Source organism: Xanthomonas sp. BRIP62415, assembly GCF_003993515.1.
Taxonomy (GTDB): Bacteria; Pseudomonadota; Gammaproteobacteria; order Xanthomonadales; family Xanthomonadaceae; genus Xanthomonas; species Xanthomonas euroxanthea.
Genome location: NZ_QEZH01000018.1, coordinates 325,555 through 341,292 on the forward strand (window position 1 = coordinate 325,555; position 15,738 = coordinate 341,292).

Sequence of the window (15,738 nt, forward strand, 5' to 3'; positions counted from 1 at the left end):
AGCCCATAGTTTGCCAGTCTCGCGCCCTGCCGGTCAGTGGCGCCGGCCGATCGGCCGGACGCATGGGCCGGTAGGTGCTCGCTCCCGGGCCGGCTCAGGAGGCCGGAGTGCCGCTCGCTGCCGGCTTGCAATAGGCCTTGGCGGCCGCTTCGGCGAGGTTGCGTTGCGCCGCGCGGGCATCCGGGTCCAGCGGGGTGCCGGGCTTGCCATCGGCGCCGGCGCCCATGGTGACCTCGCCCTTGCCGCTGAGCAGCTCCAGGTTGCGGCGTGCGGTCAGGCAGTCGGCCGATTCGGGCGTGGTGGTGTCCGGCGCGGCGATGGCGGCGGTGCCGCTGCGTGCATCGATCCGGCGCGCTTCGTAGCGCTGGCCGGACGGTGGCGGGGTTTCGGTGTAGTGGGTGACGCCCTTGGCGTCCTTCCATTTGTACAGATCGGTCGCGCCGGCGGCGGCGCTGACCAGCATCAACAGGGCGCAAAGCCCGGACGACAGGTGCATGTGGCTTCCCCTGGATGATTCCCGCGGCGATTGCAGCATCCGCGGCCGGCGCTGGCAAGTGAGGCTGCAAGACGCCGGCGCGCTACCGCCGGATGGACCTCAGGCCCTACACTTGCCGGATGGATGAGATGAGACCGCCCCCGCGCTCGCGCACGATCTACCTGCTGCCGAACCTGTTCACCACCGCCGGGCTGTTTTCCGGTTTCTACGCCATCATCGCCGCCGCCAACGGGCAATTCGTCCAGGCCGCCATGGCGGTGTTCGTGGCCGCGGTGATGGACGGGCTGGACGGCCGGGTCGCGCGCCTGACCAATACCAGCAGCGAGTTCGGCGTGCAGTACGACTCGCTGGCCGATCTGGTCAGCTTCGGCATGGCCCCGGCGCTGGTGATGTATCACTGGTCGCTGTCGGCGCTGAAGTACGACAGCAACGTGATGGGCCGGGTCGGCTGGTCGGCCGCGTTTCTGTATGCGGCCTGCGCGGCGCTGCGCCTGGCGCGCTTCAACACGCAAGTGGGGGTGGTCGACAAGCGCTGGTTCATCGGCCTGGCCAGCCCGGCGGCCGCCGGCTTGATGATGTCCTTCGTCTGGGCGTTTGCCGACGACAGCCTGGGCTTCGATGGCGAGCAGCTGCGTTACCTGGCGCTGGCGGTCACGGTGGTATCGGCCTTGCTGATGGTCAGCCGGATCCGGTTCTGGAGTTTCAAGGGCGGCGCGCGTGGTCCGCGTGCCGACCGTGTGCCGTTCCTGGCGCTGGCGATCGCCACGGTGGTGATCGCGCTGCTGGTGATCGATCTGGCCCGTTCGCTGCTGGTGATCGGCGTGCTGTATGCACTGTCCGGGCCGGTGATGTGGCTGTGGCGGCGCTGGCGGCGCACGCCCGAGCTGCCATGAGCCAGATGCCATGAGTCAATTGGCCTCCGAGCCGATGTGGTCCGATCTGCAGGTGTCGTATCTGCAGGCGTTGGGACACACCGTGTATCTGGATCGCGACACCGTGGACGCGGCGGCGGTGCCTGAGGAGACGATGGAGCGCGCGCCGGCGGCTGCACCGCCGCGCGTGGAGCGCACGCCACCAATGCCGGCGCCAGCGGTCCGCCGCAGCGCACCGGTGGCGCCGGCCCACGCGCCGGATGCGGTCACGACTGCGCCGCCGGCAGCGCCGCCGCGGCGCAGCCGGGTCGGCATGCCCGATCGCCTGCAGATGGCGTTGCTGCGCGCCTCCGGCTGCAACCCCGGCGATCCGAATACGCAAGCCTTGATGGCGTCCTGGCCGCTGGCCGAGCTGCGCGGCAACCCGGCCGCCAAGCGCGCGCTGTGGCCGCAACTGCGCGCGCTGCGGCGGCGTCGGAACCCGGCATGAGCGCCTTGAACGCGCCGCTGCCCACCTCGCTGCGCGCCATGCGCGAGAGCGATCTGGATGTGGTGATGGAAATCGAACATCGGGCCTATCCGTTCCCGTGGACGCGCAGCATCTTTCGCGACTGCCTGCAGGCCGGCTATCCGGGCTGGGTGATGGAGCAGGGCGGGCAGGTCATTGGCTACGGAGTGATCAGCATCGCTGCCGACGAGGCGCACGTGCTCAATGTCTGCATCGCACCGGAGGCGCAATCCCGCGGGCATGGCCGCGTGCTGTTGCGCGCGCTGATCAAGGGTGCCTGCGATCGCGGCGCGCGGCGCGCGTTTCTGGAAGTACGCCCGTCCAATCCGTCGGCGATTGCGCTGTATCACTCCGAGGGCTTCAATGAGATCGGGCGGCGCCCACGCTACTACCCCTCCAATACCGGCCGCGAAGATGCGCTGGTGATGGCAATCGAGTTGTCCTTCGAAGGGTTCTCCTGAGCCTCATCGGCCGAGGCTGATGGAAGCGTTCTCCCGCGTCCGGCTGGTTCTGCCCCGACGCACCTGATACGCGTCGCGCGGTTGCATCGGTGAGGCACGCGTCACGACCCGAGACACCACCCCGGCTCCTGCGTAGCCGCCAGGCGACCGTGCCGGCGCCTTGCTGTTTCGCCACTGAAGCGGCGTTGTGGTGATGCACCACGATCAGGTCATCAGGCAACGCACCCGCTGTGCGCCGAGCTGTTGCGCATCGCTGCAATCGATCGCAACAGGGTGAATGTTTTTCCCATTTGCATCGCCCGAGGTGTCGTCTGCGCGGCGCCATCCGGCAGGGCGCACCTGCAACCGCGACGGTGATCATGCCGCCACGTGCCACCCGTGGTTTCCAGCAGCGCCAATCGACTGTGTCCATGTGCCAGGCGCATTGCGATAGCGATGCATCGCAGTGCAATTGCCGTGCGCGCCGAAAAAAAACACGCATGCATGTGATGGCGGCGGCACACCGTGCTGGAGCTGTGTCGGTCTGCGTTGCGATGCAGAGCATGCTGCGCTGCAGTGTCCTCATGCCTGTCTCCGCGTGTCTTGATTACAGCGTTTTGTCTTCTCCTGGATGTCCCGCAACCGTTTGCGTGACTGCGCGTGCACATCGATACATCGGCTAGATACAAGCCATTGCGATGCTCCTAGTATCGGCGTCGCGGAACTGAACATTACAGAGATGAAAAGTATGTTCCGCGCCTGCTAGACGAGGGGTGTGCCGCCGCGCGGCGCATCGAACCTATCCGAGGGAGAGATCAAGATGAAGCCGAAATTTTCAACGGCGGCCGCCGCGTCGCTGTTTGTCGGGTCGTTGCTGGTTGTTGGCGTTGCCTGCGCCGATCCTGCACTGGAAGTTGCAACCACTGGTTGGGCAACACAGAACGGAGGGACCAAGGGCGGTTCCAAAGCGGCCGCAGCCAATATCTACACGGTCAAGACTGCCGCCGAGCTGAAGAGCGCGCTGAAAGCCAGCGTGGGGAGCAACGGGCGCATCATCAAGATCAGCGGCATCATCGATATCAGCGAAGGCAAGCCGTACACCACGACCTCGGACATGAAGAGCCGCGCGCGGTTGGACATCCCCACCAAGACCACGCTGATCGGCATCACCAGCAATGCGGAGATCCGCGAAGGCTATTTCTACGTCAAGGCCAACGACGTCATCATCCGCAATCTCACCATTGAAAATCCGTGGGATCCGCAGCCGGTCTGGGACCCGGATGACGGCAGCGCCGGCAACTGGAATGCCGAGTACGACGGCCTGACGGTCGAGGGCGCAACCAATGTGTGGGTGGACCATGTCACCTTCACCGACGGTCGTCGTACCGACGATCAGAACGGCACCGCCAACGGCCGTCCCAAGCAGCATCACGATGGTGCGATGGACGTTAAGAAGGGCGCTAACTTCGTCACCATTTCCTACTCGGCGTTCAAGTCGCACGAGAAGAACGACCTGATCGGCTCCAGCGACAGCGCCTCCAGCACCGACAGCGGCAAGCTCAAGGTGACCATCCACAACACCTTGTTCGAGAACATCTCCGCACGCGCACCGCGGGTGCGCTTCGGGCAGGTGCATCTGTACAACAACTACCACGTCGGCAGCACCAGCAATAAGGTCTACCCGTTCTCGCATGCGCATGGCGTGGGCAAGGAGTCGAAGATCTTCTCCGAGCGCAACGTGTTCGACATCAGTGGGGTGAGCAGCTGCGACAAGATTGCGGCCGACTACGGCGGCAGCGTCTATCGCGATCAAGGCTCGCTGCTCAACGGCAAGGCACTGACGTGCTCGTGGAACAGCAACATCGGCTGGACCCCGCCGTACACCTATAGCCTGCTGTCGGCCGACAAGGTCGCTGCGGACGTCAAGGCGAAGGCCGGCGCCGGAAAGCTGTAAGCCTTATCAATGCACCACGCAAATGCAGTGCCCGCAAGACGGGTACTGCAAATGCGTTCGACATCGGTGGTGTGAGCAGCTGCGACAAGATCGCCGGCGACTACAAGGGCAGCGTGTATCGTGACCAGGGTTCGCTGATCAACGGCAAGGCGCTGAATTGCTCGTGGAACAGCAACATCGGCTGGAAGCCGCCCTATACCTACAGACGTCAAGGCAAAGGCCGGGGCGGGCAAGCTGTAAGGCCCCTGCGGTACGCAACGCCGCGATGCGTGCAGCGTTGCACGTCTTTCCATAACGCCCGCAGCACTGTGGGCGTTGTGCGTTTGCGTAATGTCCTTATCGATGTCTCATTGTCCGGCGACATACGCTGTTTCGACGCCGTGGCGCGTGCGCGCAGCATCACGCGTCTTCAGTTCTCTGCGCAGCCGGGCGCAGGATCCATGCAGGGCCCTTGCCCGCCCACCATTACGCGGCATCGATGCCGCGTAAGGTCCCGCGACGGTTGGCGGGCAAGGACCAGTCGAGATGATCGGTGTGCATGGTTTTCAGTAAAGCAGCCGACCAACTGTCTGGCGCGGTGTCCTTGCCGGTTGCGGGACCGTGTGGCGGCATGGATGCCGCCACCGAGCCCCCAGGGACGGGTTCACGGCGTGTCCCGCAAGCGGTGAGGGCACCGCGCACTCGACGCTGCGAGTTTGCTGCAGGGCCCTTGCCGGCCCACCATCGCGGGACACGCCGCAAGTACGTCCATGTAGGCTCCGGCGCGGCATCCATGCCGCTCAGGGTCCCGCGACGGTGGGCCGGCAAGGACCAGTCGAGACGGTCGGTGTGCATGGAAGAGCAGTGCTGGATGCGCCCTGTTCGATCGTGACGTATCGGCCCCGCGTCTAATGCACACCGCACGACAGACAGCTTTTCAGATGAGCGCCGACCAATTGCCTGGTGCGGTGTCCTTGTCCGTTGCGGGACTGTGTGGCGGCATGGATGCCGCCACCGAGCTCCCAGGGGCGGGTTCACGGCGTGTCGCGCACGCGGTGAGGGCACCGCGCCCTCGACTAACCAGGCTGTTGACCCCGTCTCGGCCAACAGTGATTGGCGGTCCTAGAGCTTGGCGCGTTGCTCGCGCAGGCCGGTCAGCTGCGTGGTCCAGTCGTTCAGGCGCGCGCGTTCCTGCTCGACCACCACGGCCGGTGCGTTCTGCACAAACGTGGCGTTGCCCAGCTTGCCATTGCACTTGCCGATCTCGGCTTCCACGCGCTTGATTTCCTTGTCCAGGCGCGTGCGTTCGGCATCCATGTCGACCAGGCCTTCCAGCGGCACCAGCAGGGTGAGCTCGCCGACGATGGCCGTGGCCGACGGCGGTGTGTCCTGGCCGGCGTCGAGCCAGTCGATCGCTTCGAGCTTGAGCAGGAACGACAGCTGCGAGGCGAAGCGGCCGACACGGGTGCGATCGTCGGCAGTGCCGGCCTGCAGCAGCAGGCGCACCTGCTTGGACGGCGGTACGTTCAACTCGCTGCGCACACGACGCAGTGCCGACACCATCGACTTCAGCCATTCGACATCCGCCTCTGCGCTGGTGTAGCCCGCAGTGTCGACATCGCCGGCCTGCGGGAATGCCTGCAACGAGATCGTGGCGGCGCTGATGCCCAGGCGCGGTGCAACCTGCTGCCACAGTTCCTCGGTGACGAACGGGGTGAGTGGGTGCAGCAGGCGCAGCAGCGCTTCGAGCACGTACAGCAGTGTGTGGCGCGTGCTGGCGGCTGCCTCGCTGTCCTGGCCGTTGAGCGCGGGCTTGGCCAGTTCGACGAACCAGTCGCAGAACGCATTCCAGGCGAACTCGTACAGCGATTGCGTCAGCAGATCGAAGCGGTAGCTGGCATAGTGTGCGTGGGTTTCTGCAGTCACCTTGTCCAGGCGCGCCAGAATCCATTGCTCGGCTTCGGTACGCGGCTGCGGCACGCCGGCAAAGCGCGCGCCTTCGGTGTTCATCAGCACAAAGCGCGTGGCGTTCCACAGCTTGTTGCAGAAGTTCTTGTAGCCTTCGGCGCGGCCCAGATCGAACTTGATGTCGCGGCCATGCGTGGCGAGTGCGGCGATGGTGAAGCGCAACGCGTCGGCACCATGGGCGATGATGCCGTCCGGGAACTCCTTGCGCGTGGCTTTTTCGATCTTCTCGGCCATGCGTGGCTGCATCAGCCCGGTGGTGCGCTTGGCAACCAGGTCTTCGATGCTGATGCCGTCGATGATGTCCAGCGGGTCGAGCACGTTGCCCTTGGACTTGGACATCTTCTGGCCCTGCGCATCGCGGATCAGGCCGGTGATATAGACATCGCGGAACGGCACCTGGCCGGTGAAGCTGTCGGTGGCCATGATCATGCGCGCCACCCAGAAGAAGATGATGTCGAAGCCGGTGACCAGCACCGACGACGGCAGATAGCGCGCGAAACCGCGCTCGGCCATCGCGTTCGCGTCCGGCCAGCCCAGCGTGGAGAACGGCCACAGTTGCGAGGAGAACCAGGTTTCCAGCACGTCGCTGTCCTGGTGCAGCGCGACGTCGGCCCCCAGGCCGTGTTTCGCGCGCACCTCGGCTTCGTCATGGCCGACATAGCACTTGCCTGCCTCGTCGAACCACGCCGGAATGCGATGCCCCCACCACAACTGACGGCTGATGCACCAATCCTGGATGTTCTCCATCCAGTGGCGATAGGTATTGATCCAGTTCGGCGGGACGAACTTGACCTGGCCGCTTTCGACCAGCTCCAGGCCGCGCTTGGCCAGCGCGTCCATCTTCACGAACCACTGGTCGGTGAGATACGGCTCGATCACCTGGCCGGTACGGTCGCCGCGCGGCACCTGCAGCTTGTGCGGCTTGGTTTCGACCAAGACGCCCAGGTCTTCCAGTTCGGACAGCACCAGCTTGCGTGCGTCGTAACGATCCAGGCCGCGGTACCGCTCCGGCGCATTCTCGTTGATGGTGGCGGTGACGGTGAACAGGTTGATCAGCGGCAACTCATGCCGCACACCCACCTGGTAATCGTTGAAGTCATGCGCAGGCGTGACCTTGACCACGCCGGTGCCGAAGGCGCGGTCGACATAGTCATCGGTGATCACCGGCACTTGCCGGCCGGTCAGCGGCAGCACGATGCGGGCGCCGTGCAGCGTGGCATAGCGTGGGTCTTCCGGATGCACCATCACTGCGGTATCGCCCAGCATGGTCTCCGGGCGCGTGGTGGCGACCACCAGGTAATCGCGGGTCTCGCGCAGCGTCTCGGCGCCGTCGGCATCGTGCTCGACGTGCTCGTAGGTCACGCCATCGGCCAGCGGATAGCGGATCGACCACAGGAAGCCGTCTTCCTCGACGTTTTCCACCTCCAGGTCGGAGATCGCGGTCTTCAGCACCGGGTCCCAGTTGACCAGGCGCTGGCCGCGATAGATCAGGCCCTGCTCGTACCAGCGCACGAACGCCTCGTTGACCGCGGCCGACGGCTGCGGGTCCATGGTGAAGGTGCTGCGCGACCAGTCACTGGAGGTGCCCAGGCGGCGCATCTGGCGCTCGATGGTGTCGCCGGATTCGGCCTTCCACTCCCACACCTTGGCGATGAAGCCCTCGCGCCCCAGCGAGTCGCGCGTTTCGCCCTTGCCTTCCAGCGCCAGGTTGCGCGACACCACCATCTCGGTGGCGATGCCGGCATGGTCGGTGCCCACCTGCCACAGCGTGTCGAAGCCGCGCATGCGGTGATAGCGCACCAATGCATCCATCAGCGTCTGCTGGAACGCATGGCCCATGTGCAGCGTACCGGTCACATTCGGCGGCGGCAGCAGCACCGTATACGGCTCACCCTGGCCGGACGGCACGAAATACCCGGCAGCCTCCCACTGCGCGTACAGGCGCGATTCGAAGGAAGAGGGGTCGTAGCTGGAGGCGAGGGTGGTCATAGTGGGGCGGGGATTCGTTATTCGGGATTCGGGATTGGTTGCGTCATGGGGCCGGCGAGAAGCACTGGCAATCCACTCATCAACGTCAGCAGTGGTGGTGTGGAGCGAAGATCGGCTATTTGGGATGCGTGGCTGGATGCAGCCTAGGGACGCGCAAAAAGTCTGCTTTTACGAATCCCCAATCCCAACTCCCCAATCCCCGCCCCTCTCACATGTCGTACTTGGTCAGTTCCAGGCCCAGGGCCTTGTACTGCTTCCAGCGTTCGCGCAGCGGTTCGCGGGCCGCCGGGTCGGCGGGGACGACTTCCAGCACGCGGTCGCAGGCGCCCAGGTAGGGATCGTCGCGCAGGTTGATCACCAGCGGGCGCGAGGGAGCATCGAACTCCGGCGAGGCGATCAGTACCGGCGCCAGCTCGTCTTCCTCGTCGGTGCCGGCAATCTGGTGCGGGATGTAGGCCTCGTCGTCGAATGCCCACAGCAGGTCGTCCAATGCCTCGGCCTGCGCGGCGTCGCGCGCCAGGATCAGCGTAGGCAGGTTGGCGTCGTTGGCCTTGCGCGCCAGCTCGCAGACCAGCCGCAGCGGTTCGTTGAGGAAGCGCGGTTTGGCGATCAGGTAGAAGTCGGCACGGGGCATCAGGGCAGGGAATCGGTAGAGGGGAATCGGGAATGGTCACGGCATCGCCGCGACCTCGAAGGTCGCGGCGATGACTGAGAGGAAAGGGATTTCACGATTCCCTATTCCCGATTCTCAATTCCCACCTGCGGCGCGGTCCAGCAACCACTGCGTCAACAGCCCCACCGGGCGTCCGGTGGCCATGCCGCGCTTGCCTTCGTCGCTGGCGACGCCGGCGATGTCCAGATGTGCCCAGCGCTGGTTCTCGGTGAAGCGCGACAGGAAGCAGCCGGCGGTGATCGCGCCGCCCCAGCGGCCGCCGATGTTGTAGACGTCGGCGAAGGTAGAATCCAGCAGGCCCTGGTACTCGTCCCACAGCGGCAGGCGCCAGGCGCGGTCGAACACGTGCTCGCCGGCGGCCAGCAGTTCGTTGGCCAGGTCGTCGTGCTTGCTCATCAGGCCGGCGGTCTGGTGACCCAGCGCCACCATGCAGGCGCCGGTCAGCGTGGCCACGTCCACCAGGGCTTCGGGGTTGAAGCGCTCGGCGTAGGTCAGCGCATCGCACAGGATCAGGCGGCCTTCGGCGTCAGTATTGCCGACCTCGATGGTCTTGCCGGACATGCTGGTGATCACGTCGGAGGGGCGATAGGCATTGCCGTCGATGGCGTTCTCCACCGCCGGCACCACCACCACCAGGTTGATCGGCAGCTCGGCCTTGACCGTGGCCACGAAGGTGCCGATGACGTTGGCGCCGCCGCACATGTCGTACTTCATTTCCTCGATGCCGCCCTGCGTCTTGAGGTTGACGCCGCCGGTGTCGAAGGTGATGCCCTTGCCGACCAGCACGTAGGGGCGCGCGTCGCCGCCGCCGTTCCACTTCAGCACGATCAGCCGCGGGCGGTTGGCCGAGCCACGCGCCACCGACAGCAGCGAGCCCATGCCCAGCGACTCCATCTGCGTCTCGTCCAGGATCTCGGCCTCGGCGCCGGGGAACTTGCCGGCGAAGGCGGCTGCGGTCTCGGCCAGGTAGGCCGGGGTGCAATAGTTCGGCGGCAGGTTGCCCAGCTCGCGGGCGAATTCCACACCCTCGGCGGTGGCCACGCCCACGGCCAGGGCACGGGCGTCGTCGCCGGCGATCGCCAGCGTGGTCAGGCCGGTCTCGTCGACCTTCTTCTTGCCCAGCGTGGCGGTGTAGCGGTAGGCGGCATGGTCGCTGACGATGATCGCCTGGCGGATGTTCCAGGCGCTGTCGCGCGCCTTGACCGGCAATTCGGTCAGGGTGAGCAGGGCGGTGCCGACCGGGCCGGTCTTCAGCGCGCGGGTCGCATCGCCCACCGCCTTGAGGTACGGCGCCACGCCGAACTTGCCGGCCTCGCCCAGGCCCACCACCAGCACGCGCGGGGCGGCAACGCCCGGCAGGTCGTGCAGCAGGCTGGTGCTGCCGGTCTTGGCAGCCACGTCGCCACGTGCCACCAGGGCCGTCAGACGGCCCTGGCTGGCACTGTCCAGCGCCTGGGCGGCGGGCGACAGGGTCTTGTCGGCGAACACGCCAACCACGATGCAGTCGACGGCGGCGCTTGCCGGCGCGTCTTGGTTCAGGGTGAATTGCAGGGCCATTGATCAGATTCCGTAGGCAAATCCGTACAATCGCGGGCTGTTTACGCCAACCGGACTAGGCTGGCGCCGCCGCGAACGAATCCGAGAGTTTAAAACAAGCCCACCCCATGCCGAAGCTCGATCGATACCTGCTTAGCGATTTCACCCAGAGCTTCCTGGCCACCTTGATCGTGCTGCTGGTCGTCAGCGTGGGCGGTGTGCTGGTGGATATCCTCGGCAATATCGCCGATGGCCGCATCCCTGCTCGCTTGCTGCTGTCCCAGGTGGGCCTGCAATTTGTGGCGTACCTGCCGATCATCCTGCCGCTGGCGCTGATGCTGGGGCTGTTATTGGCACTGGCGCGGCTGTACCGCGATTCAGAAATGGCGGTCATCACCGCCATCGGCGTGGGCCCGCGGCGCATGTTGCGGCCGATGTTGATGCTGGTGGTGCCGGTCGTGGTGGTGATCGGGTTGTGCTCGCTGTGGCTGGGCCCCTGGGCCAGCCGCACCGCCGAGACCATGCTGGAGGACGCCAACCGCAGCATCGTGATGGCCGGCCTGGAATCGGGCAAGTTCACGCCGCTGTCCGGCGGCGGGGTGGTCTACCTGACTACGATCTCGGCCGACGGCAAGGGCCTGGGCAAGGTGTTCCTGCAGCGCCAGAAGGACGACCGCATCGACGTGGTCACCGCCGACCGCGGCGCGATGTTCTTCGAAGGCAAGGCCGACCGTTACCTGCGCCTGGAGGACGGCTACCGCATCGAAGGCCCGGCCGCCGGCAACACCCTGGACTACCGTTTGATGAAGTTCGCCAGCAACGACGTGGCCTTGCCCGACCGGGCCCAGGTGCACGATGCCAACGATCCGGAAGTGATGTGGACCACGCAGCTGCTCTCGGACCAGCGCCCGGCGGCGCGCGCGCAGCTGCATGAGCGCCTGGCGCCGCCGTTGCTGGCGCTGGCCTTCGCGCTGCTGACCCTGCCGCTGTCGCGCAGCGCGCCGCGGCAACAGCGTTACGGCCGGATCATGCTGGCCTTCCTGGCCTACATGGTGGGCACCAATCTGATGATCGTCGGCACCCAGTGGATCGCCAATGGCAAGACCCCGGCTGCGCTCGGTCTGTGGTGGCTGACCTTGCCGCTGCTGGCGGTGGCGATCTGGGCATATGCGCGCGATGGCCGCGTGCGCCGGCCGAGGGTGCGCGCATGAGGCTGATGCCGCGGGTGCATGACTGGTACGTCGGGCGTGCGGTGCTGTTCACCGTGCTGCTTACGTGGGCGGTGCTGCTGGGCCTGGACCTGGTCAATGCCTTTGCCAGCGAGGCCAAGAACATCGGCCAGGGTGCCTACACCTTTGGACACGCGATCGCGTATGTGGCCTACACGGTGCCGCGCCGGGCCTACACCTTGTTTCCGACCGCTGCGGTGATCGGCGCCTTGATGGGCCTGGGCCAGCTGGCGGCGACGTCCGAACTCACCGCGCTGCGCGCACTCGGCGTGTCGCGCAAGCGCATGTCGGCTTCGGTGGTGGCGGCCATGGCGCTGCTGACCGCCACCATGGTGATCAGCGGCGAGACCGTGGGGCCGTGGGCACAGAACCAGGCCGATACCCTGAAAACCAGCGCTCGCTACAACAGCGACATGGCAATGGCGCGCTATTCCGGCCTGTGGGCGCGCGAGGGCGACACCTTCCTCAATGCGCTGAGCGGCGAAGAGAAGCTGCTCGACGGCGGCGGCACCGCATTGGATCTGCACGATGTGCGGCTGTATCACCTCGATGCCGGCGGCCGTCTGGCGCAGCTGACCTACGCGGCGCTGGCCGAGAACCGCAACGGGACCTGGACGCTGCGCCAGGTGCGCCGCGATACCTTCCAGGAACGCTCGGTGCAGCGCGAAACCTTCCCCGAGCTGGCGTGGCAGTCGCAGCTCAGCCCGGCAGCGCTGGCGGCCGGGCTGGCCAAGCCGCGCAACCTGTCTGCGCGCGATCTGCAGCAGAGCATCGAATACCGCCGCCGCAACGGCCTGGATGCGCGCGACTACGAAGATCAGTACTGGAGCCGCTGGTTCTACCCGCTCAACGTGCTGGCGCTGTGCATGGCGGCGATCCCGTTCTCGTTCGGTTCGCTGCGCAGCGGCGGGCTGGGCAAGCGCCTGTTCCTGGGCATCCTGTTCGCGCTGGGGTTCTGGCTGCTGCAGCTGTTCTTCGGCCGCATGGCCGGTGCCCTCAAGCTGGACTACCGCATCGCCTATGCGCTGCCGCCGATGGTGATGCTGGGCGTGTCGGTGTGGTTGTTCCGACGGCGCAGTAGCTGACGCGGCTGCGCCGGTTCAGCGTCTTCGGAACCGTGCGCTGCCTGCGCTAAACGGTGGTACCGGTTTGCGCGTGTGGCTGCCAGGGCTTTGCACGGCGGCCGCATTCCAGCACTGCCTGCCGGGGAGGTCGGCAAGCTGCCGGCCCAGGCGTTTCAGCGCTTGGGCGTGCGCTGCAGCCGGGTGCCGCTGGCACGGTCGTGCCAGGCCAGCCGATCGCGGTCCAGCCAGGCCCACCAGAATCCCGCGCCAGCCAGGGCCAGCGACAGCGTACCGACGGCATAGCGGATCCACAGTACGCGCCACGAGGCTTGCGGCCCGACCAGCGACAAGCGCCACGGGCGCATGCCCAGGGTCTGGCCACCCCGCCGCCAGCTGACGGTGGCGTAGACCCCGGCCGCGATCCAGCAGCACAGCCACAACAGCCATTGCCAGCCGCTGAAGGGGGCAATGTTCTCGCGGGCCGGATGCCCGGCAAGCGTAAATCCCAGCGTGAACGCGGCGGAGATCAGCATCCACAGCGCGAGCACCGGCCAGGCGTCGTAGCACATGGCCAGCAGTCGCCAGACCACTAGGGCAGGTGCGCGCGCGCTGCGCGGTGCGGGGGGCGAAGTCATGCTGCGAGCATAGCCGGCGCAGGCGAGCGAGCAACGTCGCGCTGCGGCAATCCCGCGCCAGGCGGGGCCTGGGTGTTGAGCTGAGAGCCACGTGGCGTGTGGCCGATCGAGGCAGTCTGCGTTGCCAAATCCCGCTCCTGGCTGACATGGCGCGCCGCAAAACGCATGCCACGCTCTATGCTGTTGCGATGTCAGCCAGCAGTCCTGCCGAACGCCGCCAACTGGCGCAACACCTGCCGCCGGTGCAGGCCGCCGATGCCGCCGCCATCGAACGCTTTCTGGACCGGTTGTGGGCCGAGCAGGGCGTGGCGCGGCAGACCCTGGACAGTTACCGGCGCGACCTGGAAGGGCTGGCGCGTTGGCGCGACGGTGCCGGCGGCGGCTTGCTGGGTGTCGATCGGGCGGTGTTGTTCGACTATCTGCGCTGGCGCACCGAGGCGCGCTATTCGCCGCGCAGCAATGCCCGGCTGTTGTCGACCCTGCGTGCGTTCTACGGCCTGTGTCTGCGCGACGGCGTGCGCGGCGACGACCCCACCGCATTGCTGGACCCGCCACGCCTGCCGCGCTCGCTGCCCAAGGCGCTGACCGAGACGCAGATCGAGGCGCTGCTGGCTGCGCCCGATATCGCCACGCCGCTGGGCCTGCGCGACCGCGCGATGCTCGAGCTGATGTATGCGGCCGGCCTGCGCGTCAGCGAACTGGTCAACCTGCCGGCGGTGGGGGTCAACCTGCGCCAGGGCGTGCTGCGGGTCACCGGCAAGGGCAGCAAGGAGCGCCTGGTGCCGTTGGGCGAGGAATCCCAGCACTGGCTGGAGCGCTATCTGAGCCAGGCGCGCCCGCTGCTGGCCAGCCACAAGGCGGTGGCAGCGGTGGACGGGCAGGTGCCGTTGTTCATCGATGCGGCGCGGCAGCCGCCCAGCCGCCAGCAGTTCTGGGCGCTGGTCAAACGCTATGCGGCAGTGGCCGGGATCGACCCCGCCACGGTCAGCCCGCACGGGCTGCGGCACAGCTTTGCCACCCATCTGCTCAACCACGGCGCGGACCTGCGCGCGCTGCAGATGCTGCTCGGGCACAGTTCGCTGTCCACCACCCAGATCTATACGCTGGTTGCGCGTCAGCACCTGCAGAAGCTGCATGCCGCCCATCACCCGCGCGGGTGATGGCGGGTGCGCCGCAGGCGAGGCAACTGTCCAGAGAAAGAAGAAAGCGTTTCAGCCGCTGTCTGGCTTCATCTGCGCTGTGCGAGAATCCAGGCACCCCATTCCACTGGATGCGTGAATGTATCGTCTTGCCATCGCCGCGCTGCTGGGCGCACTCAGCCTTACCGCCTGCGCGCAATCCTCGCAGCCTGCGGCAAGCAACGCCGGCGCCAAGCCAGCCGCTGCTGCCGCCCCCGCCGCCGCGGGCAACGTGGACCAGCGTGTGAGCGTTGCGCTCAAGGCGCTGGATCCGGATTTCAAGCCGGATTACATCGGCGCAGCGCCGTTTCCCGGTTTCCGCGAAGTGGTGGTCGGCGGGCAGGTGCTGTACGTCAGCGACGACGGCCGTTACCTGATCCAGGCGCAGCCGTTCGACATCCAGAACAAGCAGTTTGCTGCCAGCCCGGGCCTGCTGGCCTACCGCCGCAAGCAGCTGGAAACCGTGCCCAAGGCCGACCGCATCGTGTTTGCGCCGGCAAACCCCAAATACACCGTGACGGTGTTCACCGACGTGGAATGCGGCTACTGCCGCAAGCTGCACAGCGAGATCGGCGAGCTCAACAAGCAGGGCATCGCGGTGGAATACCTGGCGTTTCCGCGCATGGGCCTGGGCAGCCAGGACCACAAGGAAATGATCGCGGTGTGGTGCGCCGCCGACCGCAAGCAGGCGCTGACCGCGGCCAAGTCCGGGCAGCCGGTCAATGCCAAGGACTGCAAGAATCCGGTGTCGATGGAATACACGCTGGGCCAGCGCCTGGGCGTCAACGGCACCCCGGCGATCTTCGCCCCGGACGGCACCCAGCTGGGCGGCTACCTGCCGCCGGCGCAGCTGCGTGAAGCGCTGGAAAAGCGCGCGGTGACCACCGCCGGTGGCAGCCGCTGACGTCGCCGCCGGCAGCGCCGTGATGCTGCGCTGACGCTGGCCGCCGCGACGGTCGGCGTGATCGATCAACAGGCCGGGATGCGCATGCATTCCGGCCTGTTGCGTTTCAGGACCGGCTGGCAGCGGGGTTTGGGCTGGCAGCACGGTTTGTCGGGTGAGAGCGGCGATGGACCGGCGTGGCGGCCAGCGCTGCGGACGTCGCCCCCGCGCGCAGATCCGGCCCTGGGCAGGTGTGCGCGCGAATCCGGGTCGGCATCGCCATCCGCCGCTGCCGCTGCCGCATCTGGCCGGAACGTGCCGAATCCGCGCCGGG

General features: G+C 66.7%; 13 protein-coding genes and 1 pseudogene. 9 read left to right on the top strand and 5 right to left on the bottom strand.

Annotated elements, in window-relative coordinates:
* Positions 1–94: 94 nt before the first annotated feature.
* Positions 95–496, bottom strand: a complete 402-nt coding sequence (locus EO141_RS07310; RefSeq protein ID WP_104583306.1) for a DUF4124 domain-containing protein — start codon at positions 494–496, stop codon at positions 95–97.
* A gap of 119 nt (positions 497–615) precedes the next feature.
* Between EO141_RS07310 and pssA the strand changes: the two genes are divergently transcribed.
* The 5 genes and pseudogenes from pssA to EO141_RS07335 all read left to right on the top strand — a co-directional run.
* A complete protein-coding gene (gene pssA / locus EO141_RS07315) occupies positions 616–1,389 on the top strand; it encodes a CDP-diacylglycerol--serine O-phosphatidyltransferase (RefSeq protein ID WP_104583307.1) in 774 nt (257 codons plus the stop codon).
* A gap of 10 nt (positions 1,390–1,399) precedes the next feature.
* Positions 1,400–1,858, top strand: a complete 459-nt coding sequence (locus EO141_RS07320) for an alanine acetyltransferase (RefSeq protein ID WP_127168844.1) — start codon at positions 1,400–1,402, stop codon at positions 1,856–1,858.
* Entirely contained in the window at positions 1,855–2,337 is a 483-nt protein-coding gene (gene rimI / locus EO141_RS07325; protein WP_164739103.1) for a ribosomal protein S18-alanine N-acetyltransferase, read from the top strand. The genes EO141_RS07320 and rimI overlap by 4 nt, the downstream gene beginning before the upstream one ends.
* A gap of 799 nt (positions 2,338–3,136) precedes the next feature.
* Positions 3,137–4,270 carry a pectate lyase gene (locus EO141_RS07330; protein WP_104583309.1) on the top strand — a complete coding sequence of 378 codons (1,134 nt, stop codon included), beginning with the start codon at positions 3,137–3,139 and terminating at the stop codon, positions 4,268–4,270.
* A 56-nt stretch (positions 4,271–4,326) separates the two neighbouring features.
* Positions 4,327–4,510: pseudogene (locus EO141_RS07335) on the top strand (pectate lyase); the annotation flags it as partial.
* An 861-nt stretch (positions 4,511–5,371) separates the two neighbouring features.
* Here EO141_RS07335 and EO141_RS07350 read toward each other — a convergent pair.
* The 3 genes from EO141_RS07350 to EO141_RS07360 all read right to left on the bottom strand — a co-directional run bounded on the left by EO141_RS07350 (position 5,372) and on the right by EO141_RS07360 (position 10,436).
* Positions 5,372–8,206, bottom strand: a complete 2,835-nt coding sequence (locus EO141_RS07350; RefSeq protein ID WP_127168845.1) for a valine--tRNA ligase — start codon at positions 8,204–8,206, stop codon at positions 5,372–5,374.
* A 208-nt stretch (positions 8,207–8,414) separates the two neighbouring features.
* Complete coding sequence (locus EO141_RS07355) at positions 8,415–8,840, bottom strand: DNA polymerase III subunit chi (protein ID WP_104535058.1); 426 nt, start codon at positions 8,838–8,840, stop codon at positions 8,415–8,417.
* A gap of 114 nt (positions 8,841–8,954) precedes the next feature.
* Positions 8,955–10,436, bottom strand: a complete 1,482-nt coding sequence (locus EO141_RS07360) for a leucyl aminopeptidase (RefSeq protein WP_104649404.1) — start codon at positions 10,434–10,436, stop codon at positions 8,955–8,957.
* A gap of 107 nt (positions 10,437–10,543) precedes the next feature.
* On the opposite strand from EO141_RS07360, the gene lptF reads away from it, so the two are divergent.
* A complete protein-coding gene (gene lptF / locus EO141_RS07365) occupies positions 10,544–11,626 on the top strand; it encodes an LPS export ABC transporter permease LptF (RefSeq protein ID WP_104585974.1) in 1,083 nt (360 codons plus the stop codon).
* A complete protein-coding gene (gene lptG, locus EO141_RS07370) occupies positions 11,623–12,729 on the top strand; it encodes an LPS export ABC transporter permease LptG (protein WP_104585972.1) in 1,107 nt (368 codons plus the stop codon). The genes lptF and lptG overlap by 4 nt, the downstream gene beginning before the upstream one ends.
* Before the next feature lie 152 nt (positions 12,730–12,881).
* On the opposite strand, the gene EO141_RS07375 is transcribed toward lptG, so the two are convergent.
* Positions 12,882–13,343, bottom strand: coding sequence for an RDD family protein (locus tag EO141_RS07375; protein ID WP_126970913.1), 462 nt, complete (start codon positions 13,341–13,343; stop codon positions 12,882–12,884).
* Positions 13,344–13,531: 188 nt separating this feature from the next.
* On the opposite strand from EO141_RS07375, the gene xerD reads away from it, so the two are divergent.
* Positions 13,532–14,503, top strand: coding sequence for a site-specific tyrosine recombinase XerD (xerD, locus tag EO141_RS07380; protein WP_104585982.1), 972 nt, complete (start codon positions 13,532–13,534; stop codon positions 14,501–14,503).
* A 118-nt stretch (positions 14,504–14,621) separates the two neighbouring features.
* Complete coding sequence (locus EO141_RS07385) at positions 14,622–15,425, top strand: DsbC family protein (RefSeq protein ID WP_104585968.1); 804 nt, start codon at positions 14,622–14,624, stop codon at positions 15,423–15,425.
* Positions 15,426–15,738 lie beyond the last annotated feature (313 nt).

Bases quoted from the DNA above. Each gene is read 5' to 3' on its own strand.
- EO141_RS07360 (WP_104649404.1), bottom strand. From the start codon at position 10,436: ATGGCCCTGCAATTCACCCTGAACCAAGACGCGCCGGCAAGCGCCGCC.
- lptF (WP_104585974.1), top strand. From the start codon at position 10,544: ATGCCGAAGCTCGATCGATACCTGCTTAGCGATTTCACCCAGAGCTTC.
- EO141_RS07385 (WP_104585968.1), top strand. From the start codon at position 14,622: ATGTATCGTCTTGCCATCGCCGCGCTGCTGGGCGCACTCAGCCTTACC.
- EO141_RS07350 (WP_127168845.1), bottom strand. From the start codon at position 8,206: ATGACCACCCTCGCCTCCAGCTACGACCCCTCTTCCTTCGAATCGCGC.
- EO141_RS07320 (WP_127168844.1), top strand. From the start codon at position 1,400: ATGAGTCAATTGGCCTCCGAGCCGATGTGGTCCGATCTGCAGGTGTCG.
- lptG (WP_104585972.1), top strand. From the start codon at position 11,623: ATGAGGCTGATGCCGCGGGTGCATGACTGGTACGTCGGGCGTGCGGTG.
- EO141_RS07330 (WP_104583309.1), top strand. From the start codon at position 3,137: ATGAAGCCGAAATTTTCAACGGCGGCCGCCGCGTCGCTGTTTGTCGGG.
- EO141_RS07310 (WP_104583306.1), bottom strand. From the start codon at position 496: ATGCACCTGTCGTCCGGGCTTTGCGCCCTGTTGATGCTGGTCAGCGCC.
- pssA (WP_104583307.1), top strand. From the start codon at position 616: ATGGATGAGATGAGACCGCCCCCGCGCTCGCGCACGATCTACCTGCTG.
- xerD (WP_104585982.1), top strand. From the start codon at position 13,532: ATGTCAGCCAGCAGTCCTGCCGAACGCCGCCAACTGGCGCAACACCTG.
- EO141_RS07375 (WP_126970913.1), bottom strand. From the start codon at position 13,343: ATGACTTCGCCCCCCGCACCGCGCAGCGCGCGCGCACCTGCCCTAGTG.
- rimI (WP_164739103.1), top strand. From the start codon at position 1,855: ATGAGCGCCTTGAACGCGCCGCTGCCCACCTCGCTGCGCGCCATGCGC.
- EO141_RS07355 (WP_104535058.1), bottom strand. From the start codon at position 8,840: ATGCCCCGTGCCGACTTCTACCTGATCGCCAAACCGCGCTTCCTCAAC.